The sequence below is a fragment of the Bradyrhizobium sp. Ash2021 genome (assembly GCF_031202265.1).
Taxonomy (GTDB): domain Bacteria; phylum Pseudomonadota; class Alphaproteobacteria; order Rhizobiales; family Xanthobacteraceae; genus Bradyrhizobium.
Genome location: NZ_CP100604.1, coordinates 4,041,056 through 4,063,264, shown reverse-complemented (window position 1 = coordinate 4,063,264; position 22,209 = coordinate 4,041,056). Strand labels below are relative to the sequence as shown.

At 62.5% G+C, this 22,209-nt stretch carries 20 protein-coding genes and 2 pseudogenes; 9 read left to right on the top strand and 13 right to left on the bottom strand.

Annotated features, from left to right (window positions below; translation table 11 throughout):
* Window positions 1-1,075: 1,075 nt before the first annotated feature.
* Window positions 1,076-1,222, top strand: a complete 147-nt coding sequence (locus tag NL528_RS19205; protein WP_309184245.1) for a hypothetical protein — start codon at window positions 1,076-1,078, stop codon at window positions 1,220-1,222.
* Window positions 1,209-1,544, top strand: a complete 336-nt coding sequence (locus tag NL528_RS19200; RefSeq protein WP_309184244.1) for a helix-turn-helix domain-containing protein — start codon at window positions 1,209-1,211, stop codon at window positions 1,542-1,544. Before NL528_RS19205 ends, NL528_RS19200 begins: the two co-directional genes overlap by 14 nt.
* A gap of 344 nt (window positions 1,545-1,888) precedes the next feature.
* Here the strand turns inward: NL528_RS19200 and NL528_RS19195 are convergent, their stop codons facing one another.
* Window positions 1,889-2,257, bottom strand: a complete 369-nt coding sequence (locus NL528_RS19195; RefSeq protein WP_309184243.1) for a VOC family protein — start codon at window positions 2,255-2,257, stop codon at window positions 1,889-1,891.
* 245 nt (window positions 2,258-2,502) lie between these two features.
* On the opposite strand from NL528_RS19195, the gene bfr reads away from it, so the two are divergent.
* Window positions 2,503-2,985, top strand: coding sequence for a bacterioferritin (gene bfr, locus NL528_RS19190; protein WP_309184242.1), 483 nt, complete (start codon window positions 2,503-2,505; stop codon window positions 2,983-2,985).
* Between the two features lie 68 nt (window positions 2,986-3,053).
* On the opposite strand, the gene NL528_RS19185 is transcribed toward bfr, so the two are convergent.
* From NL528_RS19185 to NL528_RS19145, 9 genes are all read right to left on the bottom strand, one after another.
* Window positions 3,054-4,004 (bottom strand): oxygenase MpaB family protein, encoded by a 951-nt coding sequence (locus NL528_RS19185; RefSeq protein ID WP_309184241.1) that lies wholly within the window; start codon window positions 4,002-4,004, stop codon window positions 3,054-3,056.
* A gap of 162 nt (window positions 4,005-4,166) precedes the next feature.
* Window positions 4,167-5,657 carry an amino acid permease gene (locus NL528_RS19180; RefSeq protein ID WP_309184240.1) on the bottom strand — a complete coding sequence of 497 codons (1,491 nt, stop codon included), beginning with the start codon at window positions 5,655-5,657 and terminating at the stop codon, window positions 4,167-4,169.
* A gap of 101 nt (window positions 5,658-5,758) precedes the next feature.
* On the bottom strand, window positions 5,759-7,417 hold the full coding sequence (locus NL528_RS19175) for a tyrosinase family protein (protein ID WP_309184239.1): 1,659 nt from the start codon (window positions 7,415-7,417) through the stop codon (window positions 5,759-5,761).
* A 235-nt stretch (window positions 7,418-7,652) separates the two neighbouring features.
* Window positions 7,653-8,612 carry a catechol 2,3-dioxygenase gene (locus NL528_RS19170; protein ID WP_309184238.1) on the bottom strand — a complete coding sequence of 320 codons (960 nt, stop codon included), beginning with the start codon at window positions 8,610-8,612 and terminating at the stop codon, window positions 7,653-7,655.
* 69 nt (window positions 8,613-8,681) lie between these two features.
* The gene (locus NL528_RS19165; RefSeq protein ID WP_309184975.1) at window positions 8,682-9,530 is read right to left on the bottom strand and encodes a hypothetical protein; all 849 of its coding nucleotides are present in this window, start codon (window positions 9,528-9,530) and stop codon (window positions 8,682-8,684) included.
* Between the two features lie 7 nt (window positions 9,531-9,537).
* On the bottom strand, window positions 9,538-10,230 hold the full coding sequence (locus NL528_RS19160) for a 4-carboxy-4-hydroxy-2-oxoadipate aldolase/oxaloacetate decarboxylase (protein WP_309184237.1): 693 nt from the start codon (window positions 10,228-10,230) through the stop codon (window positions 9,538-9,540).
* Window positions 10,227-10,940 carry a PIG-L deacetylase family protein gene (locus tag NL528_RS19155; protein WP_309184236.1) on the bottom strand — a complete coding sequence of 238 codons (714 nt, stop codon included), beginning with the start codon at window positions 10,938-10,940 and terminating at the stop codon, window positions 10,227-10,229. Before NL528_RS19155 ends, NL528_RS19160 begins: the two co-directional genes overlap by 4 nt.
* A 79-nt stretch (window positions 10,941-11,019) precedes the next feature.
* Window positions 11,020-11,895 carry an amidohydrolase family protein gene (locus tag NL528_RS19150; RefSeq protein ID WP_309184235.1) on the bottom strand — a complete coding sequence of 292 codons (876 nt, stop codon included), beginning with the start codon at window positions 11,893-11,895 and terminating at the stop codon, window positions 11,020-11,022.
* A 36-nt stretch (window positions 11,896-11,931) separates the two neighbouring features.
* Window positions 11,932-12,657, bottom strand: coding sequence for a TetR family transcriptional regulator (locus tag NL528_RS19145; RefSeq protein ID WP_309184234.1), 726 nt, complete (start codon window positions 12,655-12,657; stop codon window positions 11,932-11,934).
* 154 nt (window positions 12,658-12,811) lie between these two features.
* Here NL528_RS19145 and NL528_RS19140 point away from each other — a divergent pair.
* A pseudogene (locus NL528_RS19140) lies at window positions 12,812-13,511 on the top strand (Bug family tripartite tricarboxylate transporter substrate binding protein).
* A gap of 37 nt (window positions 13,512-13,548) precedes the next feature.
* The gene (locus tag NL528_RS19135; protein WP_309184233.1) at window positions 13,549-13,782 is read left to right on the top strand and encodes a hypothetical protein; all 234 of its coding nucleotides are present in this window, start codon (window positions 13,549-13,551) and stop codon (window positions 13,780-13,782) included.
* A gap of 24 nt (window positions 13,783-13,806) precedes the next feature.
* Here the strand turns inward: NL528_RS19135 and NL528_RS19130 are convergent, their stop codons facing one another.
* Together NL528_RS19130 and NL528_RS19125 are read right to left on the bottom strand one after the other, a co-directional pair.
* Window positions 13,807-15,171 carry an MFS transporter gene (locus tag NL528_RS19130; protein ID WP_309184232.1) on the bottom strand — a complete coding sequence of 455 codons (1,365 nt, stop codon included), beginning with the start codon at window positions 15,169-15,171 and terminating at the stop codon, window positions 13,807-13,809.
* A gap of 38 nt (window positions 15,172-15,209) precedes the next feature.
* Window positions 15,210-15,971 (bottom strand): GntR family transcriptional regulator, encoded by a 762-nt coding sequence (locus NL528_RS19125; protein WP_309184231.1) that lies wholly within the window; start codon window positions 15,969-15,971, stop codon window positions 15,210-15,212.
* Window positions 15,972-16,167: 196 nt separating this feature from the next.
* On the opposite strand from NL528_RS19125, the gene NL528_RS19120 reads away from it, so the two are divergent.
* The 4 genes from NL528_RS19120 (at window position 16,168) to NL528_RS19105 (ending at window position 19,904) form a co-directional block, all read left to right on the top strand.
* Complete coding sequence (locus tag NL528_RS19120; RefSeq protein ID WP_309184230.1) at window positions 16,168-17,367, top strand: mandelate racemase/muconate lactonizing enzyme family protein; 1,200 nt, start codon at window positions 16,168-16,170, stop codon at window positions 17,365-17,367.
* 9 nt (window positions 17,368-17,376) lie between these two features.
* Window positions 17,377-18,144 carry an SDR family oxidoreductase gene (locus NL528_RS19115; protein WP_309184229.1) on the top strand — a complete coding sequence of 256 codons (768 nt, stop codon included), beginning with the start codon at window positions 17,377-17,379 and terminating at the stop codon, window positions 18,142-18,144.
* Window positions 18,145-18,180: 36 nt separating this feature from the next.
* Complete coding sequence (locus NL528_RS19110) at window positions 18,181-19,212, top strand: L-idonate 5-dehydrogenase (RefSeq protein ID WP_309184228.1); 1,032 nt, start codon at window positions 18,181-18,183, stop codon at window positions 19,210-19,212.
* A gap of 443 nt (window positions 19,213-19,655) precedes the next feature.
* Window positions 19,656-19,904 carry a PilZ domain-containing protein gene (locus NL528_RS19105; RefSeq protein ID WP_309184227.1) on the top strand — a complete coding sequence of 83 codons (249 nt, stop codon included), beginning with the start codon at window positions 19,656-19,658 and terminating at the stop codon, window positions 19,902-19,904.
* A gap of 27 nt (window positions 19,905-19,931) precedes the next feature.
* Here the strand turns inward: NL528_RS19105 and NL528_RS19100 are convergent.
* Window positions 19,932-21,683, bottom strand: a pseudogene (locus tag NL528_RS19100) (putative bifunctional diguanylate cyclase/phosphodiesterase); the annotation flags it as partial.
* Between the last annotated feature and the right edge of the window lie 526 nt (window positions 21,684-22,209).

The window sequence follows — 22,209 nt, the reverse complement described above, 5'->3', positions numbered from 1 at the left end:
CGACGCCGATCGGCGCGCTAAGCTATGGATCCACCTGGCAGTGCGGGGGTCACTCTTGGATGCTTATTCACAGCCCGGCTACACCACCCCCGGGGGGCACGACCGACCGCGGCCGTCAGGACCGCCTGCCGGTCATCTACCAGCTTCGGCAAGATGGAGTCTCGTGGCCAGCCCAGGCCCTAGCGGCCGAGGGCGGCGTTGGTCTGCCCGCTATCCCGCGGCGGCTTGAATGGTCCACGGTGATGGTCCACAGTGCGCTGACACGACCGCCGTGGCTGAACAGGAAAGCGCTGCAGGCCAACGGTTTTTGATCGGCGACGCGAGTCTGGGCTGGAATCCTAGTTCCCCAGCCACGATTTTCCCCTTGCAATACAACGACTTAACTCCTCCCGAATGGCCGACCGGCTAGTTTCGGATCAAGGTGGACTCTCCGGAGAGCGCATAAACGCGTGTGCTTCATTGACGACATGACCTCGCGGTCTCGCGGCGCGATGCGCCCGAGTCTTGATCGGGTTCACCCTCGAAAACGGGAGGGCGCAGGGAATGCCGGGTGCACGCTGCACCCGCGGTCTCGTGCGCAATGGAGAAGTGGGTGCGCGCACGAGCATACAGGCTCAGCGGAGGCATCCGGCATCCCCTGCGTGATGGCTTTACGGCTTATGCCGTGCTCTCCTCGGCGACGAATTCGTCTTGTCACCGTCGTCGGCGGATTTTGCGACTGCTCGACCCGGTCGGGTCAAAGCAAGCCACCGCCGACTTGGCACCAGCAACGGGTGTCAGGACCACACGGTTTTGCCGTACGCGACAACCCGTCTTCGCCAAGAGGCTTCGCCGGGCTTTGGCGTCGTTCGTCCTGCGCGCCTGTCAATCGCTCACGAGGTTCAACCCGCCCTGCGACATCAATTGCGCGCCGACGCTCTCGCGTCCACCACATCCCATCCCGCGTTCGTGACGACGCGCGACCGCCCCTCTTGTCGGAACGGGATGGCCGGAGATAGGCCACTGATTTGGGGTTTTGGCGAAGCGGAATTTTGCCCGTCGTGCCAATTTGTCGCAAGGCGACGGGCAATCGCGTGTGACAACGATCTTCGCGCGCCCGGGCCTCGCAGTTCTTGCCGATGGCTGCGGTTTCCGCGTCGGTGACGTTTTGGCGGACGAAAAGGCTCTGGCGAAGGCGTTTTCAGAAGGCGTTATTGAGGACGTAGACCATGGCGAAGAATAAAAAAGTTAGCCCGCTGGCGAAGGCTTTGCTGGAAACGGCGGGCGACATGCGGAAGGCCGGGCTCATGGACAAGGCCACCCACGAGAAGATCACCCTGCGGCATTTGGGAGCGACAGTCGCGCCCAAGACCCATCCGATTACGGGGCCGCAAATCCGGGCCATGCGCGAACGGGCACAATTGAGCCAGGCGGTGTTCACCCGCTATCTCAATCTGACCGTGGGTTACGTCTCGCAGCTGGAGCGCGGCGCGAAACAGCCGACCGGCGCGGCACTGGCCTTGCTCAACGTGATCAAGCGAAAGGGGATCGAAGCTATTCTTTAGTGGCCGCGATCATCCGAGACGTCGAATAGCTCTGCCTCGAAATACTGAATTGCGGTGACCGCACTCAATCGACTAGCCGCGCCTTCGCGGCATCATATCGCAAGCTACGCAAGCGGATTGAAGCCGCCCGAACCGGAAAGCCGTTGACGCGTGCTACGGTCGAATTTGAATCTTGAATTACCGCAATTCCGGTGACGTGCGATCGTTCGCCGCTATCCTTTGATCTAATGCTCGAGCTACAACAGCATAACCCGAGCCGAAGCCGATGTCAGGGTGATGGCCGTCCGTCTCGGCAAGCTCGCCAACTGCCTGATCAAAGTCGAGCGCTTTGCCGCTTCGATCCGCTATTGGACGGAAGCCGGAAGCAAAGGCCGAGCGAAACTGAGTTCGTGGCCGTCGGGGTCAACCAGGTGGAAGAAGCGCTCACCCCATTCGGCATCGCGGGGCACAGTAGCCGGCTGGTATCCGGCTGCGAGCGCGCGTTCGTAAAGTACGTCAACATCGGTGACGTAGAAGATGACCCGACCCCACCAGGACCAGCGTCGTTCGGCAGGTTGGACGATGAGGTTGAGGTAACCTGTCCCTGCTCGAAAGCTGGTGAAGGATGACCCTTCGCCGCCATGCAGGACCTCAAACCCCAGCGCTCGGTAGAATCGGACAGCTCGTGGCATTTCATGGGTGCCCAGTGTGACCGCGCTGATCCCCTCGATCATGGCCAAAATTCCCCCGTTCTATTTCCCTACGCCTCTTGAAGTCGCAGCGCACAGATTAACCTCCGCCTCATGTGTGTGGAAAGTGAGCCTTTCCTTGCGTCGCCGCTCCCGGCGAGCGGTAGATATCCCAAACTGCTCGAACCGAAAGCGCTGACGCTCTAAACTCTCCATCGTGTTGGCCAAGCATCAAGTTCCAGGCGCCCACTCGACAAAACGATTCGAATACCCGCGAAAAGGAGCAGAGCATGAAGGGCGATAAGGACGTTATCGAATACCTCAATAAGGCGCTGCGACACGAGCTCACCGCGGTGAACCAATACTGGCTGCATTACCGACTGCTCGACAATTGGGGCTACAAAGTACTGGCCAAGACGTGGCGCAAGGAATCGATTGAAGAGATGCAACATGCAGACAAGCTCATCGAACGCATCATCTTCCTCGATGGATCTCCCAATATGCAGACGCTGGAATCCCTTCATATCGGGAAGACCGTGAAGGCCGTACTCGATAGCGACTTGCAAGCCGAATTGTCGGCGCGCTCCCTCTACGCTGAAGCCGCAACCCATTGCCATTCGGTCAAGGACTACGTGACACGAGATCTGTTTGAGCAACTGATGCACGATGAGGAAGAGCACATCGACTTTCTGGAAACCCAGATCGATCTCGTCGCGAGGATCGGCCTCGAGCTATACGCCCAGCGTCATATCGGAGAACTCGACGAGGACTGAAGTATTCACGACTGCCTGTGGCACAGAGCTGAACAGCGCATGCCCTGTAGATTGCGTTTAGGAGAGCTTCACCTGTTCCAGCGATCATCCAATTGGGGCCGCCCAATCCAGGCTCTGTTAAGACATCGGGTTGCCCAGCCGAGCTGCGGCTTTCCTTGTAGTCGCGCTTGAGCTTCCTGGTAAGGACCGACGTACCGAAGGCGGGTCGGTATTTTGGGATACACGCGTCGTATCCATGCAAGCGCACGTTCGGCGGCTTTCCGGTCACGTTCGTCGAGGACGAATCCGAAGCCCATGCGCAATCGGTCTGGCAGCAACTGGGCACTCAGGGCCTGGTACCATCGCGGCGGCCGCAACCATGGTCGTCCGCCGGCGAAGATCTGTCCAGCCACCTCGCGTGCTGCGGCGCTGACGGACAAAATATCCGATTGCATCATGGCCGCGTTGTAGGCGGCGAATGATTCCCAATCCGCCGGCAAGTCGGCCGACGTTAGCCCGAACAATGCCCCATAAAGCCGGCTTTCGGCCCAATATCGCTCGCGCTCTTCGACCGAGAGCGGAGGCAAAACCAGGTCGTGCACGATGAGAGCGGTCTCGACCAGGGTCGCGTGAACCCAGCGCAACGCTGCGACCTCGTTGGCGCGGTAGGGTGAGCCACTCGCGAAGGGACCGATTGCTTCGGGCAAGCGGCCAACGATCGTGGCGTGACGCTGATGCATGCGTCGGGCAGCAGCAAGGGCCCTGTCGCGCGAGCCGAACACCATCGTGAACACAACGTCAAAGGTTCGATGGAAGCGACCGATCGGATCCGCAAAGGTCCGCGAGTGCTCGGCCACGGCGGCGGCGACCCAGGGATGCGCCAGCTGAAGGAGCAAGGCACGACCGGCGCCCAAAAAGATGACAGCTTCCCTGTCGATCCTCCAGGTTATCGAGGCTGGACCAAAAATGCCCTCGACCGATCCGGCGGCCCGAGCCCGGACGGAATCAAGAGCAGCCTCCAGGTCGCTTTCGGAAACCAAATGCGCACCTTTCGAAGCGGACGGGGATAGATTTATTCCACCCGTCTGTGCAGAAAATATGGGCATTCTGCGGGATTTGGTTAGTCCCCCCGATCACAGCGCAGCGGTGACGGCATTCGGACGTGATGGAATCTTGCTGTCGCCAGACTGCGGAAGCAATTTTCACATCTGCGAACGGCGGTTCGCCTTCATGCTGTGCTTGGCGCCATACGCGAAATAAATGGCCAGCCCGACCGCGAGCCAGACCGCCAATCTGATCCAGGTATCCAGCGGCAGGCTGACCATCAAAAAAATGGAGATGGCGGCGCCGGCCGGCGCCACCAACCAGATCGCGGGAGATCGAAACGGACGGATGAGCTCCGGCTCGATCAACCGCAGCACCAGCGTGCCGATCGAAACCACGGCGAATGCAAACAGCGTTCCGATGCTGACGAGCTCGCCGACGAGGCCGATCGGCAGCAGACCTGCGAGAACCGCGACGACAATTCCGCAGCCGATGGTGGAGACATAAGGCGTCCGGAACCGGGGGTGAATTCTCGCGGCAATCGGCGGCAGCAATCCGTCATGCGCCATGGCGCGAAAAATCCGCGGTTGCGGCAGCAGGCTGACCAGAATAACCGACGTCAGCCCGAACAGGATGCCGAGCTTGATGAGCGGCGACAGCCATCCGACCCCTGCGGCATCGACGCCAACCGCAATCGGATCGGGCACGTTCAAGCGGTCGAACGGTACGATCCCGGTCAGCACAAAACCCACGGCGACGTAGAGGACGGTACAGATGACAAGCGAGCCCAGAATTCCGATCGGCATATCGCGCTGCGGTGTTTTCGCTTCCTGCGCCGTGGCCGAAACCGCGTCGAAACCGATATAGGCAAAGAATACCACAGCCGCGCCGCGGATCACGCCTGACCAGCCATAGGTCCCCGGGCCCGCGTTCGGCGGGATGAATGCCCCGTCGGGATTGCTTGACGTAACCCAGTTCGCTGACGTGACCGAGGAAGCCGTACAAATGATGAAGAGCGCGATGACCGTCAGTTTGACCGCGACGACAAAGCCGTTGAAGCGCGCCGACTCGCGGATGCCCACCACCAGCAGCGCCGTCACGAGAACGATGATGAGCATCGCCGGCACGTTGAAAATCGCGCCGGTCGACGACCAGGCGTGCGTCTTGTCGTCAAAGCTCAGGGGAGACGAAACCAGCCGCGACGGCAAATCGAGACCAAAGTCCCTGGCGAAGCTGACGACATAGCCCGACCATCCGATCGCAACCGTCACAGCGCCGACCGCGTATTCGAGGACGAGGTCCCAGCCGATGATCCACGCCATCAGCTCGCCAAGCGTCGCATAGGCGTAGGTATAGGCACTGCCGCTGATCGGAACGGTCGACGCCATCTCGGCGTAGCACAGCCCGGCGAAGGCACAGGCGACCGCGCCGAGGAGAAACGACAGTGTCACCGCTGGCCCGGCGTTCGCCGCCGCGGCATGCCCGGTCAGGACGAAGATGCCCGCGCCGATAATTCCGCCGATGCCGATCGCGACGAGGTTGAGCGCGGACAATGATCGCTTCAGCGGATGCACCTCCGCGTCGCTCTCCCCAAGCGCGGCCTCCTGCAACAGTTCCGCCGCGGACTTCCGGGCCCAAAGGTTTGCCAACAGCCGTTCCCTCCCCCAACCGCGCCCGCGATAACCAACATGGCTACCACGTTTTTGGCGCGGTTTGGGACCCGGCAAGAGCCGCCGCTCGGTGTCCGGCGCTACTGCCGGGACGACAGATAGACCTGCCGGTAGCGCAGGACTTCCGGTGGCTTGTTGTCGCCGGTGACCGGCACGAGCGTCACGGAAAGACTTTCCTTGCCCGACAGGCCGGCGGCCTGCTCCGCCGACAATGGGAAGCCGAAATTGCGCGTGATCGTCGGGTGCAAGCCCAGCGAACGTTTTCCGGTCGACGGCACGATGATGATACTGCCGACATAGCCGGGTTCAGGTCCCCTGGCCGGGGCCGTGACATCGGGCCGGTTGAGGAAGACCTGGACCACCGCGCCGCGATCGGCGGGAATTTCCACGCCATCGATACGCAGCACCAGGGTCGCCGGGCTCGTCCCTGTCGCCAGCGCGGTAATGCGCGGCCTCACCTCCTGCGGCAGCGCGATCTGCAGCGTCGTCGGCTGCGAGGCAAGCGCGCGCGGCTCCGCACCGGTATTGATCGCAGCCAGGGGCGTACTGAGCGGCGCCATCTGCGCGACCCGGATCGGCTCGGGCGCACCAGGCGCGGCCGCGGCAACCGCGGCACCGGGCGGCCATTGTGGCGGCTGGTAGCGGTATCCAAGCGATTTCTCGGAATCGATCACCTGACTGATCACGATTCCGGTCCAGATCTGGGCCTGATCGTAAAAATAAAACGGCTGTTGATTGAGCCAACGATCGTTGGACGGGTTGGCGTGTCCGGGCATCGCGACCCATTTGCTCCACAGACGGTCGATATTGGCGTGGTGCGCGAAAAACACCGGATCGAACGCTGCCGCCGCGAGCATCCCCATATCGGCAAGGCCGGAGAAGTTTTTTGGATCGGTGGTCCAGAGATGGACCATGCCGTGCGGGCCCGCCTCGAGCGTGCCCGCCTGCTGCGGCGCATTGGCGGTCTGGGCGAACACCGGCAGTTCCTCGTTGCCGCTGCCGCCGAAATCCGAAAACGACTTTGCGCCGAGGATCGCATTCATCGCCGTCGGACCGACGACGGAGGTCGGAATCCTGTCGTCCTTTCCCACCGCCCGCGTGGTGTCGAACAGCGGATTTGGATTGAGGTCGGTCGGAAAGCCGTAGACCTCGCCGGGGAAACGGTTGCGCCCGGTCATGTCGTTCGGATCGTCCTTGCAGGAATCCCAATCCCAATAGGGAAGCGCGAACGAGGGATCGCCGATCAGCTTGCCGAGGATGGTTTCGTGGAAATAAAGGTAGGCGCGATGCCAGGCGAAGAACCACCAGCCGCCGTGGATCTCCATGCCGTTCAGGCTGTCGCCCGCGCCGCTGCAGTACCAGCAATGCACCGCACCCTGCCGGTACCATCCGCGCGGGTCGTCGTTTTTCGTGATCTTGAACAGCTCGGTATAGGCGGCCTTGAGCCGGTCGACTTCGCTGGCAGTGAGTTCGAACACGCTCTTGCGAATTCGTACCGGGCCCGCCCCCGGCGAACCAAAAGCGACCGCCTGCCCAAACGGCACCGGCGGGACGCACTCGATCGGAATCGTCGGCACCGGCGTCGGCGCCTGCGCCGCTTGCGACCAGGCCTTCCAGGCCGTGGTGGCGCCGGCGGCAAGCCCGGCGCCCACCGTCAGCGACCCCGTGACAAAATCGCGACGACGCAGCTTTTTCGAGAGCTTGCCGACAGGTTTCTGCGAATTGTGATGGTCGGTCATTTCTGATCTCCTCCCACGATGCGAGGGGAACGCGCCGGCTGTTAAGCCGGCCGTGCTGCCGAAAGACGCCTGCGCCCGCGTCCAATTTATCACTCTTCCTGAGATTGCTCCATGTTAAATAAACTACATTTGGTTGCTATTTTCGCGCGCGCCGTCATTCAGCGGTCACGACGTCGCTCGGCCTGCCCATCCAGATGTTCGTGGAAGCCCGCGCGTTCGCGCTGCCGGCCTGGCCTCAGCCGGTAGCAACCGGCGGCGTGCCGTGGGTATGGAACGACTCGATCGTCTTCAGCCCCCACGCCTGGCCCTTCTTGCGCTCTTCCTCGGTCCACACGATCGGCTTCCAGTCCGGCGCCAGGATCAGGCGGGCGCCGGCGTTGGCGACCTCGACGCGGTTGCCGCCGGGCTCGTAGACGTAGAGGAAGAAGGTCTGCTGGATCGCGTGCTTGTGCGGGCCGGTCTCGATATAGACGCCGTTCTCCAGAAAAATGTCGGCGGCGCGCAGGATTTCCTCGCGGCTGTCGAGCGCGTAGGTGACGTGGTGGAAACGGCCCGGCACATTCGAACGGTCGTGCGAATAGGCAAAATCGTAGCTCTTGTTCGACATCGTCATCCACATCGCGGCTTCGGTGCCGTCATTGAGCACGATCTGCTCAGTCAACCGGCAGCCCAAATATTTTTCGAAGAAGATACGGTTGGCCTTGATGTCGACGGCCAAGCAATTGAGGTGATCGAGCCGCCGGACATTGACGCCGCGCGCGGGAAAGCGCTGCGCCTGGTTCTTCAGTGCGGGCTTCAGTTCAGGCGGCGCCTGATACCATTCGGTCTCGTAATAGAGTTCGACGATATGGCCGTCGGGATCGCGGCAGCGGAATGCCGGTCCCTGCCCCATGTCGCCATCGATCCAGCCGATATCGAAGCCGGAACCCTTGAGCGCGGCAACCCGGCGCTCCAGCGCCTGCGGGCTGCGGGCCCGCAGCGCCATGTGCTCCATGCCCGAGGTCTTCGATGCGGTGAGCTTGAGCGAATAGCGTTCGTAATCGTCCCAGCCGCGCAGATAGACCGACTCGCCTTTCCTGCCGCTGATCGTCATGCCCATGACGTCGACGAAGAATTTCAGGCTCTCGTCCGGCTTAGGCGTCAGCATTTCCATGTGGCCGAGATGGGCGAGATCGAGGATCGGCTCCGGGTTCATTGGCGATTCTCCTTGCATATTTTGACGCGTTTTCTTGACGCGAACCGGTACCCACTTCGCTCGAAAACGCTATGCGCGTAACGCCCGCGTCACATCATCGAACAACTCATCGACGGCGTAGGCCCGGGGAATAAGCCCTTGCTGCGCGGTATATCCGATAATCATTTCCAGCGAGCGGTGGATGTCGTTTGCATTGAAACGCGGTGCGGCGGCAGAGCCATTGGCAGCCTCCGACAGCAGCCGGTGCACTTCCCGCACGGCGTCAGGGTGTCTCTCGGACAGTTCCTGTTTCACCACCACCATATGGTTGATCGGCACCACGCCGTGTTTGGCGAACCAGGCTTTTTCTTCGCCTTCGGCATCCGGAAATAGCGGCTTGAGGTCCGGATGTTCCGATTTCTCGCCGAGCACCGCATCGAGTTCATCGTCGAGCAGCATCTGGATGATCGGCTTGCCCGCCGGCGCCCGCTTGGTCGTATCCCTGAACTCGGCGACATGGGCGTCCTCGAAGGTGACCCAGTCGATCGAACCAAGATCGACGCCGTAATCATTGGCCAATAAGCCGCGCAGCCAGGCGCCGGTGGTTGTAGTGAAGGAGCGGATGCCGACGCGCTTGCCGTTCAGGTCGGCCGGCTTCAGCGTTCCCCGCTTCGCATTGTACAGCGCATGGCCATGCTGAAACCGCGCCACCACCACATCAGGCAACAGCACCATCGGCTTGCCGACGCTTTTCGCCATCAGATAGGTCACGATCGCCATCTCCGAGACGTCGAACGCCGCTTCACGGACCATCGGCTTGAAACCCTTGTTGGTCGGCGAATAGTCGACAAAGTCGAATTCGACCAAATCGGATTGGATCGAACCGCTCTTCAGCGCCGCGGTGCAGGGATGGTCGCCGAGCAGCGTGCGCAGGCGCATCGCCACCTCAGTCCTCCTCCGGCTCGTCGATATAGACGAGGCCCGCCTTCGCGAGCGGCTCGCGCATATTGTACATATCGAGCCCGAGCACGCCGGCGGCGAGTTGCTTGCGCTTGCCCTCCTCGTCGTCGTGGCGCTTTTCGCCCCTCGCCACGACGTCGGCGGCATCCCGTCGCCTGACCACCACGACGCCGTCGTCATCGGCGACCACGGCATCGCCCGGCATGACGTTGATCCCGGCGCAGACCACGGGCACGTTGACGGCGCCCAGCGTCGCTTTCACCGTGCCCTTGGCGGAGATCGCCTTCGACCACACCGCAAAGCCCATTTCGCGCAGCGACTTTGCATCGCGCGCGCCGGCATCGATGACGAGGCCGGTGACGCCGCGCGCCATCAGCGAGGTCGCCAGCAGATCGCCGAACATGCCATCGGTGTTATCGGCGCTGCAGCCGACCACCAGGATGTCGCCGGGCTTGCACTGTTCGACCGCGACATGGATCATCCAGTTGTCGCCGGGATGCGCCAGCACGGTGACCGCGGTCCCCGCGGCCTCGCCGCCGGTCCATACCGGGCGCAGATAGGGCTTCATCAGGCCAAAGCGGCCATAGGCTTCGTGCACCGTGGCGGTGCCGAGCGCGCCGAGCCGTTTGACCAGATCGGCATCGGTTCGCTTGATGTTGCGGACAACGACGGTCTTCATGCCAGTTCCTCCAATGCCATCGGGAACAGCCGCTGATAGGCCTCGCCATAGGTCATGGCCTTGCCCGAGTTGCGGCCGCCCTGCATGCCCCGCTGCAGCGCGACGCGCTCGTAGTAGGCCCACAGGTGCTTTTGTGCGGCGAGAATTTCAAACGTCTTGCGCTTGATGTCCCAGACCTCGTCGATGTTGAGGATCACCTGCGGCTTGAAATTGCACATCTCCGGCTGATGCGGCTCGAACAGGAACACCGGCGGGGCGTTGTAACTGTACTCGGCCTGCGGCTTGTGCCCCATCGCCTGCGCCACGATCCGCGCCTCCTGCGCATAGGCCGTGGCTGCCGGGTGATCGACGTTGTAGGGATCTTCCAGCGAATGCGTGAGAACAAAACTCGGGTTGGTTTCGCGGTAGATGTCGATCAGCCGTTCCATATGGGCGTCGGTCAGCCGCAGCGGATAATCGCCGGCATTGAAGAATTCGATCTCGGCGCCGAGCGAAGCCGCCGCGCGCTCCGCCTCGTCCTTGCGGCCGGCCTTGACCTTGTCGAGCGTCATGCCCGGCTGCTTCCAGGCGAACTGGGATTCGCCGCGCTCACCAAACGCCAGGCACACGATTTTAACGCGATAGCCCTTCTTAACGTGAAGCGCGATGGCGCCGCCGGCGCGCCAGACGAAATCTCCGGGATGGGCTGACACAACAAGTCCGGTCTTCATGGGATGCAAACTCCCCTTTTGGTTGGAATTTTCTGACAACAGGCCTCTTGCGATCGGGCAAGCCGCTTCGAATTTTACCCTAGCTGTCGAATTCAAAAAGGCGGGCGGGATTGGTGACCAGCAGCTTCTGCTGAAACTCCGGCTCCGGCGCGAACAGCGGAACGAGGTCGACCAGATCGCCATCGTTCGGCATCACCTTGACGTTGGGGTGCGGCCAATCGGTGCCCCAGATGACGCGGTCCGGCGCCGTCTCGACAATACGCCGCGCGAACGGCACCGCGTCGACAAAGGGGGGACCCGCCGAGGAGACGCGCTCGCTGCCGCACACCTTGACCCAGCACTTTTCGTCGCGCTGCATCAGGTCAATCAGCGTCTTGAACGGAAGCTGATCGAGGCCATCCGACGCCTTTACCCGTCCCATATGATCGATGGTGTAACGCACCGGAAGCTTCGCCAGCATGTTCGCATATTCGGGAAGGTCGATGGCGTCGAAATGCAAATCGATATGCCAGCCCAGCGGCGCAATCATCTGCACCACCCGGTCAAACACCCGCATGTCGGGAACGCCGCCCAGATGACGGACGAAGTTGAACCGGCAGCCGCGAAATCCCCCATCGTGAAGCACTTGCAATCCGCGCTCGGTGATTGTGTCGTCGATATTGGCGACGGCGCGATAGGCGCCGTTGCTGGCGGCGCTCGCATCGAGCGCCACCCGGTTATCGGTGCCATGCACGCTGGCATTGACGATGACAGCGCGGCCGACGCCGAGCCTGGCGTGCAGCGCCCGAAAATCTTCCAGCCCGGCATCGGGAGGCGTGTAAGGCCGGTCGGCCGCATAGGGATATTTCGCGTGCGGTCCGAAGATGTGGCAATGCGCGTCGCAGGCCAGCGGCGGCAGCCTGAATTTCGGAGTCTTGGTGTCCGGATCGGGTCCGGGAATCGTCGGTTTGAGCATGGCGGCCTAACTGAACCTGAACAGACGGGCGGGATTTTAGGTTTTTTCTTGCGCCGGAGACCGCCGCCGCGCGGGCGCCGGCTGATCGAGCGCGGGCGCCTGGAATGAGGCGACTGTCGCCCGCACCAGCTGCTCGATGGCATTTCCCGCATCGCCGCCGTCGGCGCTGCCGCGCGACAGGCGCGAGACGCGTTCGGGCGTCACCAGCGTGTAATAGAGCGCGCCGAGCAGGAAATGGCTGCGCCACACGATCTCGGTACGCGGGACATGCGGCAGGCTTTCGTGGACCGCGTCGATGAAGGCGTGGCTGGTGTCGTCAAAGGTCTGCGCGATAATCTTGCGCGCAACTTCGTTGCCCTCGGCCGACATCACCGCGCGCAGCCGTGTGAACCGCGCTCCCCCACCCGCGAGATCGCTGCCCGAAGAGAAGGCGGGCAGCACAAAGGCGCGGACGATCGCCTCCAGCCTGTCCTGCAGATCGCGAACCCGTCTGGCGGCCGTCAGCAATTCGGAGCGTCTGCGGTTCATCGGCCCGCAATGACGCCGGTAGATCTCCAGCAGCAGACCGTCCTTGGTCTTGAAGTGATAGGTCACGCTGCCGGGATTGGCGCCGGCCGCCTGCGCAATGTCGCGAACCGACACGGCGTTGAAGCCGTTGGTCGAGAACAACTCCTCCGCGGCGGCAAGGATCGCCTCCCGCAAATTCGGCTTGCGGGTTGCGGCGGCCGTGTCGGTGGCCTTGCTGGTCGGCTTGCGGATCATGCTATTTGTACGTATGTACAAAAGATCAGGTCCGGTCAACAGTAATAATGGGCGGTAGTACTGGACCGGGCTACACCGGCCGCCATGGCTGCAGCCGATTCTGTCCCGTCGGCCGGCGAGCCGCAAAAAAGCAAACCAAGAGGAGCGCACTTGTATGCCGGGCTTGATCAAAAAATTCGGCCGTCTTGCCGCAGGGGCTGCGCTGCGGGTCAGCGCCGGCGCGAACGCCGAGAATTTTCCGAGCAAGCCGGTCCACATTCTGGTGCCCTATGCGGCGGGCGGCGCGGTCGACGTGCTCGCGCGCACGCTTGGCCAGTCGCTGGCAAAAACCTGGGGCCAGCAGCCCGTCATCGACAACCGTCCTGGCGCCGGCGGGATCATCGCATCGCAAGCGCTCGCGCAGTCGCCACCGGATGGTTACACGTTGATCCTGGTCGCGAGCGGCCATCCGCTCAATCAGTTCATCTATCAGAGCCTGCCCTACGACACCTTCAGGGACTTTACGGCGATCAGCGAGATCGCGTCTTCGCCGCTCGCGGTCCTTGTCGCCAAGACAAGTCCCTATGCGAATCTCGGAGACCTCCTCGCCGCGGCGCGAAAGGACCCGGACGCGCTGTCCTACGGCATGTCCGGCAATGGCACCTCGGCGCACGGCGCACATGGCGCCCGAGATCGTGGCGAAGCTTCAGACCGACCTGAAATCCGCGTTGCAGGATCCGAGCGTCCTGACGACACTGGAAAAGATCGGCGCGACGCCGGTCGGCAGCGGAGCAAAGGAATTTGAGGCCTTCATGCATGCGGAGGCCACCAAATGGGAGCCGGTGCTGAAAGCGGCGAACATCCGGGCGCAGTGAGAGCAGCGGCTCCCACGCATGACAAGGACACTCCAAGATGATCCGATCCAACAAGCCCACGCTGTTCGAAATGTCGGATTCGATGCCGGGAGCACGGGTGCTCGATGGCAATTGGGGACTGGAGCACATGGCCGCCGCGATTCCCAAAGGCCGCGAGCAAGGTCTGGCTTTCGTTGCGGCTTTTGTGAAGGAAGTCCAGTCCAACGGACTGCTGGAGCGGATCCAGCAGCAGGCCGGATTAAGGGGCGCGGTCAAAGCTGAACCCAAATAGGATTCGACCTGCGCCCCTCTCCTGTCAGTCGTGCTCGTAGCCGTAGACCTCTGGCAGGATGAAGATCGCGGCCAACAGCCCGATCAACGGGAAGATCGCGACGAACAGCGTGGCGTTGGCCTGCCCGATCGCCGCGAACAGCGACGGGAACAGGAAGATCGCCAGGAACGATGGCAGCTTGACGAACATGTAGGCAAAGCCGCTCGCGGTTCCCCGGTATTCCGGCTTCGCCACCATGGTCGGGATCGTCATGCAGTTCGAGGCGTCCCAATAATGGCCCCACAGCATGCCCGCCGCAGCGAAGGGCAGCACGTATTTGTGGTCGGTATAAAGCGCTGCCGCGGCGATCAGCAGCGAAACCAGCACGATCGAAAATCCGGCGATGCCGATGCCGCGATGGCCGATCTTCGGCGTCAGCAGCGGTCCGACCCAGCCGGAGACCGCCGCGAACGAGAACAGTGCCATGGTGACGAGATTGTTGCCGAGGATGGTGGAGACGCCGACCATCGCGAACATGACAGGCAGATAGAAAGCGAAGGTCGAGAACTCGCTCGCCTGCGCAAAGCAGGCTATCCAACCATACAACGTCGCGCGCCAGCGGATCGGATCCTTGCGCAGATCGGCCAGGAAGGCCGCCGGGCGCGCCTTCGGCACCACGATGTCCTCATTGGGCAGCATGTCCAGTGGATCATTATACATCTCGCGTGCGACCTGCTTGGCCTCGCGGAAGCGGCCTTTCTGCACCAGCCACACCGCCGTTTCCGGTATGTCGTGACGCATGACGAGAATGACGAACGCAGGCAGTGCGCCTAATCCCAGCGTCACCCGCCAGACCGTCTCGTGGTCGAGGTTGAGAATGAGGAAGATCGCGATCACTCCCAAAGTGAGCACTTCGCCGATCGCAAACATGAACTGCCAGCGGTTGCCCATCACCTCGCGCTCACCCTTGGCCATGGATTCCATAATGTAGGTGTAGCCGGTCGAGATATCGCTGCCGAGCGGGACGCCCAGCAAGAAGCGAATGACGATGAGTTCCGCGATGTTGGTGACGAAGGCTTGCGCCAGCGCCAGGATGATGAACAGGATCATCGTCACCAGGAACATGATGCGCCGGCCGATCTTGTCGGACAGCCACCCGCCGATCAGGGCGCCAATCAGCGCGCCGCCTTGCGTGCCGGCGGCCGCGAGACCCAGCAGCAACGGATCCGGCTGATATTGTTCGCGGATGAAGATCAGAACGAACGCGATGGAATAGAGATCCCAGGCTTCGACCAGGATCGAGGCCATCATCAGCCATCCGACCTTGTTGCCCTTGGGGCTGTATCTGGTGATGAGGTAGCGGACGGCGCTATCCATCGCCGCGCGCTGTGGAAGAACTGCCGTCGTCATGTTCGTTACTCCCTGTGTTTTTTGTAAAATCGCGATTGCTAGAGGTCCGGCAGCGGCTCGATGCTGCAATCGAGCAGGGCCGGATCGATGCCGGATTCCATGCCGTCGAACATGCCGTCCATGAAGTCGATCAGCACATCGACCGCCGCTTCGGCGCGATCGACCCGCCGGTTGGCAACGACGCTCAGGATCGCAAGATGGCTGTCGATGGTGCCTGAAAGGTCGGCGTGGCCCGGCATATAGCGGTGATGGATGAAGCCGATGCGGCGATAGATCGTGTGCAGCGGTTTTAGCGTATGGGCGAGGAACGGCTCGCCGGCCGCGGCGAGGATCAGCGTATCGATGCGGCGATCGAGGCTGTTGAATTCGGCCAGCGTCAGCGTGTCATGCTTTTCCTTCAGCACGCGCTCGATCCGGAGCGCCTGATTGCGGTGCGAGAGGCTGGCGCGCTCGGCCGCGAGCTTGACCACGAAGCGCTCGATGTCGCGCCTGAGCTTCAGCAGCAGCCGCTCGCGCGCCAGATCGATCGGCGCGATCTGCAGGCCGTGACGGGGCCGGATGATGATCAGCGTATCGGCAGCGAACTGGTTCACCGCGTTGTGCACCGGCGTCCGTCCGAATCCGGTGACGGTCTGCAGTTCCTGCACCGTCAGGAACCGTCCGGGCTTCAGCTCACAATTGACCAGCAGGTCTTCGATGCGCTGGTAGGCGAGTTCGAAGAAGTTGATGCGGTTGCGCCGGCTCGGGGCGCCATTTGCGTCCGGACGCACCAGTTCCAGAGCGCTCTTGCGCCGTGCCATCCCTGTTTCCTCCGCCCGCATTCTCGCCGGGTCGCTATCCCAAGGTGCAACCATAAAACATATTGTGATATATTACAAGCAGCGCTAATCTCCCTGGCAATCGCGGCCCGAAATGCGGCCGCCGCAACCAACAAGAGCCCTCCTGCCCCGGACCGTCGGTCGCGCGAGGGCCAAGCCCCATGGGAGGACGCCCGCCGTGAAGATCATTTCGATCGAGACCCTGCGCACCGAAGAATTCGCCAACGTGCTGTGGGTCCGTGTGCACACCGACGCCGGAATCATCGGCCTCGGCGAAACCTTTTACGGCGCAGGTGCCGTCGAGGCCCAGATCCACGACACCTTTGCGGGACGGCTGCTCGGCCGCGACCCGCTGCACATCGAGGCAATCCATCGCGACATGCTCAACCTGCCGATGGCGCAGTCCTCGACCGGGGTCGAGTATCGTGCGGCTTCCGCCGTCGACATCGCGCTGTGGGATCTGTTCGGCAAGGTGTGCCATCAGCCGGTCCATCAGATGCTGGGCGGTCTCTGCCGCGACAAGCAGCGCATCTACAATACCTGCGCGGGCTATCAATATGTCCGCTCCACCAACATCAAGCCGGTATCCAACTGGAACCTCGGTGCATCCGACGGCCCCTATGAAGACCTCGACGGCTTTATGCACCGCGCCGACGCGGTGGCCGAAAGTCTGCTGGAGAGCGGAATTAGCGCCATGAAGATCTGGCCGTTCGATCCGGCGGCACAGGAGAACCAGGGTCTGTTCATCAGCGCGGAACAGATGAAGAAGGCCGTCGAGCCCTTTGAAAAAATCCGCAAAGCCGTCGGCGACAGAATGGAGATCATGGTCGAATTCCACTCGCTGTGGAATCTGCCGACCGCCAAGAAGATCGCCAAGGTGCTCGAGGCGTACAGTCCGACCTGGTACGAAGACCCGATCCGCATGAACTCGCCGCAGGCGCTGGCGGAATATGCCCGTTCGACCGACGTCTGGGTCTGCGCCAGCGAGACGCTCGGTTCACGCTATCCCTACAAGGACATGCTCGACCGCGACGCGATGCACGTTGTGATGGCCGATCTGTGCTGGACCGGCGGGTTGACCGAGGGCCGCAAGATCGCCGCCATGGCCGAGACCTATCACCGTCCCTTCGCGCCGCACGATTGTATCGGCCCGGTCGGCTTCGCCGCCGCCGTGCATATGTCGTTCAGCCAGCCGAATACGCTGATCCAGGAATCCGTACGCGCCTTCTACAGGGGCTGGTACAATGAACTCGTCACCAACATGCCTGACATCAGGGACGGTTACGTTTATCCGATGGAAGGCGAAGGTCTCTGCATCGACCTCTTGCCCGCGGTCTATGATCGTTCCGATCTGACCGTGCGCCGCAGCAACATCTAAGGATTTGAAATGTCGCACGCCTTGTTCGATCTCTCCGGCCGCACCACCCTGGTGACCGGTTCCTCGCGCGGGCTTGGCCGCGCCATTGCCGAGGGGCTGGCGAAAGCCGGCGCGCGGTTGATCATCAATGGCGTCGATCCCGCGCGCGTCGAAACCGCGGTCGCCGACATGCGCGGCGCCGGACACGCCGCGGAGGGTTCGGCCTTCGATGTCACCGATGAGGAGGCAATCGTTGCAGCCTTTAAGCGCTTCGACGCTGCCGGTATCGAGATCGACATCCTCGTCAACAATGCCGGCATTCAAGTTCGAAAACCGCTGGTCGAATTCTCTTCCGCCGAATGGCGTAAGGTGATCGAGACCAACCTCACCAGCGCCTTCGTGATCGGCCGCGAAGCGGCCAAACGGATGATCCCGCGCAAGCGCGGCAAGATCGTCAACATCGGATCGCTGGCGAGCGAACTGGCGCGGCCGACGGTCGGGCCCTACACCGCGGCCAAAGGCGGCATCAAGAACCTGACGCGTTCGATGGCGGTCGAATGGGCGGCGAGCGGCATCCAGACCAACGCCATCGGTCCCGGCTACATGCTGACCGACATGAACGAGGCCTTGGTGAACAACCCCGATTTCAACAACTGGCTGATGTCCCGCATCCCCTCGAAGCGCTGGGGACGTCCCGACGAACTCGTTGGTGCTGCGGTATTCCTCGCCTCAGCCGCGTCCGACTATGTCAACGGCCAGATCATCTACGTCGATGGCGGCATGCTGGCGGCGATGTAAGCCCGCCCGGCCACGACCAAACGCCAGGAGAACATCATGCAAGCCGTCGTCATCCACGCTCCGAAAGATCTGCGGATCGACAGCTTTCCAGACCCGGCGCCGGGTGCCGGCGAAGTCCGCGTCAGGATCGCGGCCGGCGGCATCTGCGGTTCGGACTTGCACTATTATCACCATGGTGGCTTCGGCACGGTCCGGATCCAGCAGCCGATGGCGCTCGGGCACGAAATATCGGGCATGATCGCCGCTGTCGGCAGCGACGTGCCGCATCTCAAGTCCGGTATGCGGGTGGCCGTGAATCCGAGCAGCCCCTGCAACCTCTGCGTCCATTGCCGCGAGGGAATGCGCAATCAATGCCTCGACATGCGCTTCATGGGCAGCGCGATGCGCATGCCGCATGTGCAGGGAGGTTTTCGCGAGAACGTGACGGTCGAGGCATCACAGGCTATTCCGATCGCCGATTCCCTCTCGCTCGGCGAAGCCGCGATGGCCGAGCCGCTCGCGGTCTGCCTCCATGCCGGAAAACAGGCGGGTCCGCTGCTCGGAAAACGCGTTCTGGTGACCGGCTGCGGCCCGATCGGCGCGCTGATGGTCGTCGTCGCGCGCTACGGCGGTGCTGCGGAAGTGGTCGTGACCGATATCGCCGACGCTCCGCTGGCCGTTGCACGCACACTCGGCGCGAGCCTTACCGCCAACAGCGCGACGGAAGCATCCGCGCTCGATCCCTATCGCGCCGGCAAGGGCGTGTTCGACGTGCTGTTCGAGGCCTCCGGAAATCAGGCGGCATTGCGCGCCGCGCTCGACCTGATGCGCCCCGGCGCCATCATCGTGCAGCTCGGGCTCGGCGGCGAGATGACGCTTCCGATCAACGCCATCGTCACCAAGGAATTGCAGTTGCGCGGCACGTTCCGGTTCGATTCCGAATTCGAACTCGCGCTGCGTCTGATGGGCGAAGGGCTGATCGACGTGAAGCCGCTGATTACCGCTTCGCTGCCGTTCAACGCAGCGGTCGACGCGTTCGAGTTGGCCAGCGACCGGTCGAAATCGATGAAGGTGCAGCTGACGTTTTGAGAGCGGCATCCAGGCGGACGTCCGAAGTCTCACCTCGCATTGGCCGGTGATGGCGTCCGTCTCCGGTGACGCGCCAGCCCGACGAGAACGGTGTCGGCCAGATCGAAGCTATCGTTGGCATGCTGCGTCAGAGAACGGCAAGGTTGGCCGTGTCCAGCTCAGACCGATCTGCCGCGACGACCGTTCGCGCCAGCCGCCTAGCGCCAGAGCCGCGACGCAAATCAATGCCACAACCCCCGCGAGCTACCGCCAAAGATGCTTCCGGCCAGGCGGGCGACGATTGCGAGTCATCCGCGGTTCCGGTAAAGCAAGAGCGTGTCACGCAGGTCTTGATGTGGCGTCGCCGCTCGGTTCGCCCGCCCTTCAGGTCGTTGACCACAGTGGAACGGCTCACGCGGACCGATAGGGACGCTACTCCGTCGTCACATGCGGAGGGTGGGCTGATGGAAGAACACAGAGCGGACCAGCGCCGGCGTGTCCTCAAGGCCGGTACGATTTCCTTCGGCGGCGGAGGTGCGATCAGCTGCACGATCCGCAATCTATCCGAGACCGGTGCGGCACTCGAAGTGGAATCCCCGGTCGGCATTCCCGATCAGTTGACCCTGTTGGTCGAAGCGGAGCACAGCAACCGGCAATGCCAGGTTGTTTGGCGGAAAGAGAAGCGGATCGGCGTCCGCTTCGTACCGGGTTAGCCGCCGTGGCCGACTGCGCCCGGCGCTTCAGGCCGCCGATACCGCGCGGCTCCGGTGCGAGCGCAACAACTGGCGTATCTCGACCGCGGGGATCGCGGGGCTGAACAGATATCCCTGCATCTCGGTACAGCCGAGCACGCGCAGCAATTCTCGTTGCTGTTCGGTCTCCACGCCTTCCGCCGTCGTCGTCATGTTGCTCGCGGCCGCGATGTTCACGACGGCCTCGACGATGGAGGATGAGGCAACCGCGCTGGCGATATCCCTGACGAAGGAGCGATCGATCTTGATCTTGTCGAACGGAAACCGCTGCAGATAGCTGAGCGAGGAATAGCCGGTTCCGAAATCGTCCAGCGCGATGCGAACGCCGATCGCCCGCAACTGATGCAGCACCTCCAGCGCCATTTCGTCGTCGCGGATGAGCACCGCCTCGGTGATCTCGAGCTCGAGCCTGGAGGCGGCAAGGCCGGAAGCAGCAAGTGCTGCGGCCACGTTGAGCGCCAGCGTCCGGCTCTTGAACTGAACCGGCGAGACATTGACCGCGACGCGGATGTCATCCGGCCAGTTCACAGCCTCGGCGCACGCGGTGTGGAGCACCCAATGACCGAGCTGGTTGATCAGGCCGGTCTCCTCGGCGATCGGAATGAATTCCGCCGGCGAAATCATCCCGCGTTCGGGATGGCGCCATCGCAGCAGCGCCTCGCAACAGCTGACCTTGCCGTGATCGAGCGTGACCACAGGCTGGTAATAGGCTTCCAGGCTGCCATCATTGATCGCCTGACGCAGTTCGAACTCGAGGCTTCGCCGCGCCTTGGCGCGTGCATCCATGCCCGCCTCGAAGAACCGGTAGGTCCGGCGTCCGTCGCCCTTGGCCCCATACAGGGCCAGGTCCGCATTCTTCAGCAACTGGTCCAGATCCAGCCCGTCGCCGGGCGCGAGCGCGATACCGATGCTGGCATCGGTGGTGATCAGGTGACCGGTGCACTCGAACGGCTCTCTGATCGCGGCATAGATGCATTCGACGAGGTGGCAGGTCTCCGACTGGCTTTTGATGGCGGTCTGAATCACCGCGAATTCGTCACCCCCCAGCCGCGCCGCCACATCGGTGTCCTTGAGACAGCCGCGCAGCCGGTCGGCGACGCCTTTCAGCAGCTCATCGCCGATCGCGTGGCCGAGCGCATCGTTGATGCTCTTGAATTCGTCGATGTCGATATACATCACGGCCAGCCGTTCGCCCGGCCTGATCGCCTGCAGGGCCTGTTCGAGCCGCTCGCGAAACAACACCCGGTTGGCCAGGTCGGTGAGCGCGTCGTAATGCGCCATATGCGCGATCTTCTCGTCGGCGCGGGTGCGCAGGGTGATGTCTTCGATGGTGGCAACCCACCCGCCCCCTTTCAGCGGCTGGTTGACGATCTCGATCGCCCGGCCGCCCGGAGCCTCCGTGAGCTGGCGCGTGCTTTTTCCGAGCGATACGTTTCGTATGATCGCATTGCAGAATTCGTCGACATCGCCGTCAAAGGATCCGGTTTCCTTCCGATGCGCGATCAGCCGCTGCATCGTGCAGCCCTGTTTGGCCACTTCCGGCGACAGGCCGAACATCTCGATGTAACGCTGGTTGCAGATGATGATCCGCGCCGACGCGTCGTAGAGAACGAGGCCTTGCGGAATGTTGTTCACGGCGATGCTGAGGTGCCGCCGCTCCAACGTGAGCCGCCGGCCCGACAACCGGTGACGCTTCAGCAACAGGCAGACGACGACGGCGAGGACGGCGGCAACGGCAAGCAATACGCGTTCACGCAAGCTCCAGGCGGTCATTCCCGCGCCAAACAGGATCGCCGCCGACAGTCCGGCGCAAAAGGCCAGCCATCCGACCCTCCCGGCCGTTTCGGCGGCACTCGCAGAACCGCCCGGCGACTGATGGCCGCTATCGATACTCACCTGGTGCCCTCCCAGAGCGCGTCAACGTTACGCATGACAGATGGAAGGTGCGTTACAACTTGCAGTTAGCAATCGGTTATCGCGACCCAATGGCTGACCCAATCTTTGGTCCGGGGATCGCAGGGTAGCGTCACGCGACCGCCGCGCCGGGCTCTCTCCGTCGAAATGGTAAACGAAGGATTAAGCGCCAGCGCGCGCGGTGCGCGCGAACCGAAGCGAAGAAACGCTGATTTTCCAGCATAACGAGCGCTGAAGCGACAACCGGGGTGCCGTGGCAAAACAAATCCTGACCAAGATGCGGCAGATTTAGCCAATCCTGAACCCGGCGAATTTAACCGTTTCGGTAACCCGCATCGGCATAATGCAGCTG

What these genes read in the sequence shown, in the direction of transcription:
- NL528_RS19110 (WP_309184228.1), top strand. Translation starts at nt 18,181, where the DNA reads ATGCAAGCCGTCGTCATCCACGCTCCGAAAGATCTGCGGATCGACAGC.
- bfr (WP_309184242.1), top strand. Translation starts at nt 2,503, where the DNA reads ATGAAGGGCGATAAGGACGTTATCGAATACCTCAATAAGGCGCTGCGA.
- NL528_RS19150 (WP_309184235.1), bottom strand. Translation starts at nt 11,895, where the DNA reads ATGCTCAAACCGACGATTCCCGGACCCGATCCGGACACCAAGACTCCG.
- NL528_RS19135 (WP_309184233.1), top strand. Translation starts at nt 13,549, where the DNA reads ATGATCCGATCCAACAAGCCCACGCTGTTCGAAATGTCGGATTCGATG.
- NL528_RS19175 (WP_309184239.1), bottom strand. Translation starts at nt 7,417, where the DNA reads ATGACCGACCATCACAATTCGCAGAAACCTGTCGGCAAGCTCTCGAAA.
- NL528_RS19125 (WP_309184231.1), bottom strand. Translation starts at nt 15,971, where the DNA reads ATGGCACGGCGCAAGAGCGCTCTGGAACTGGTGCGTCCGGACGCAAAT.
- NL528_RS19145 (WP_309184234.1), bottom strand. Translation starts at nt 12,657, where the DNA reads ATGATCCGCAAGCCGACCAGCAAGGCCACCGACACGGCCGCCGCAACC.
- NL528_RS19195 (WP_309184243.1), bottom strand. Translation starts at nt 2,257, where the DNA reads ATGATCGAGGGGATCAGCGCGGTCACACTGGGCACCCATGAAATGCCA.
- NL528_RS19155 (WP_309184236.1), bottom strand. Translation starts at nt 10,940, where the DNA reads ATGAAGACCGGACTTGTTGTGTCAGCCCATCCCGGAGATTTCGTCTGG.
- NL528_RS19115 (WP_309184229.1), top strand. Translation starts at nt 17,377, where the DNA reads ATGTCGCACGCCTTGTTCGATCTCTCCGGCCGCACCACCCTGGTGACC.
- NL528_RS19130 (WP_309184232.1), bottom strand. Translation starts at nt 15,171, where the DNA reads ATGACGACGGCAGTTCTTCCACAGCGCGCGGCGATGGATAGCGCCGTC.
- NL528_RS19160 (WP_309184237.1), bottom strand. Translation starts at nt 10,230, where the DNA reads ATGAAGACCGTCGTTGTCCGCAACATCAAGCGAACCGATGCCGATCTG.
- NL528_RS19165 (WP_309184975.1), bottom strand. Translation starts at nt 9,530, where the DNA reads ATGCGCCTGCGCACGCTGCTCGGCGACCATCCCTGCACCGCGGCGCTG.
- NL528_RS19105 (WP_309184227.1), top strand. Translation starts at nt 19,656, where the DNA reads ATGGAAGAACACAGAGCGGACCAGCGCCGGCGTGTCCTCAAGGCCGGT.
- NL528_RS19200 (WP_309184244.1), top strand. Translation starts at nt 1,209, where the DNA reads ATGGCGAAGAATAAAAAAGTTAGCCCGCTGGCGAAGGCTTTGCTGGAA.
- NL528_RS19170 (WP_309184238.1), bottom strand. Translation starts at nt 8,612, where the DNA reads ATGAACCCGGAGCCGATCCTCGATCTCGCCCATCTCGGCCACATGGAA.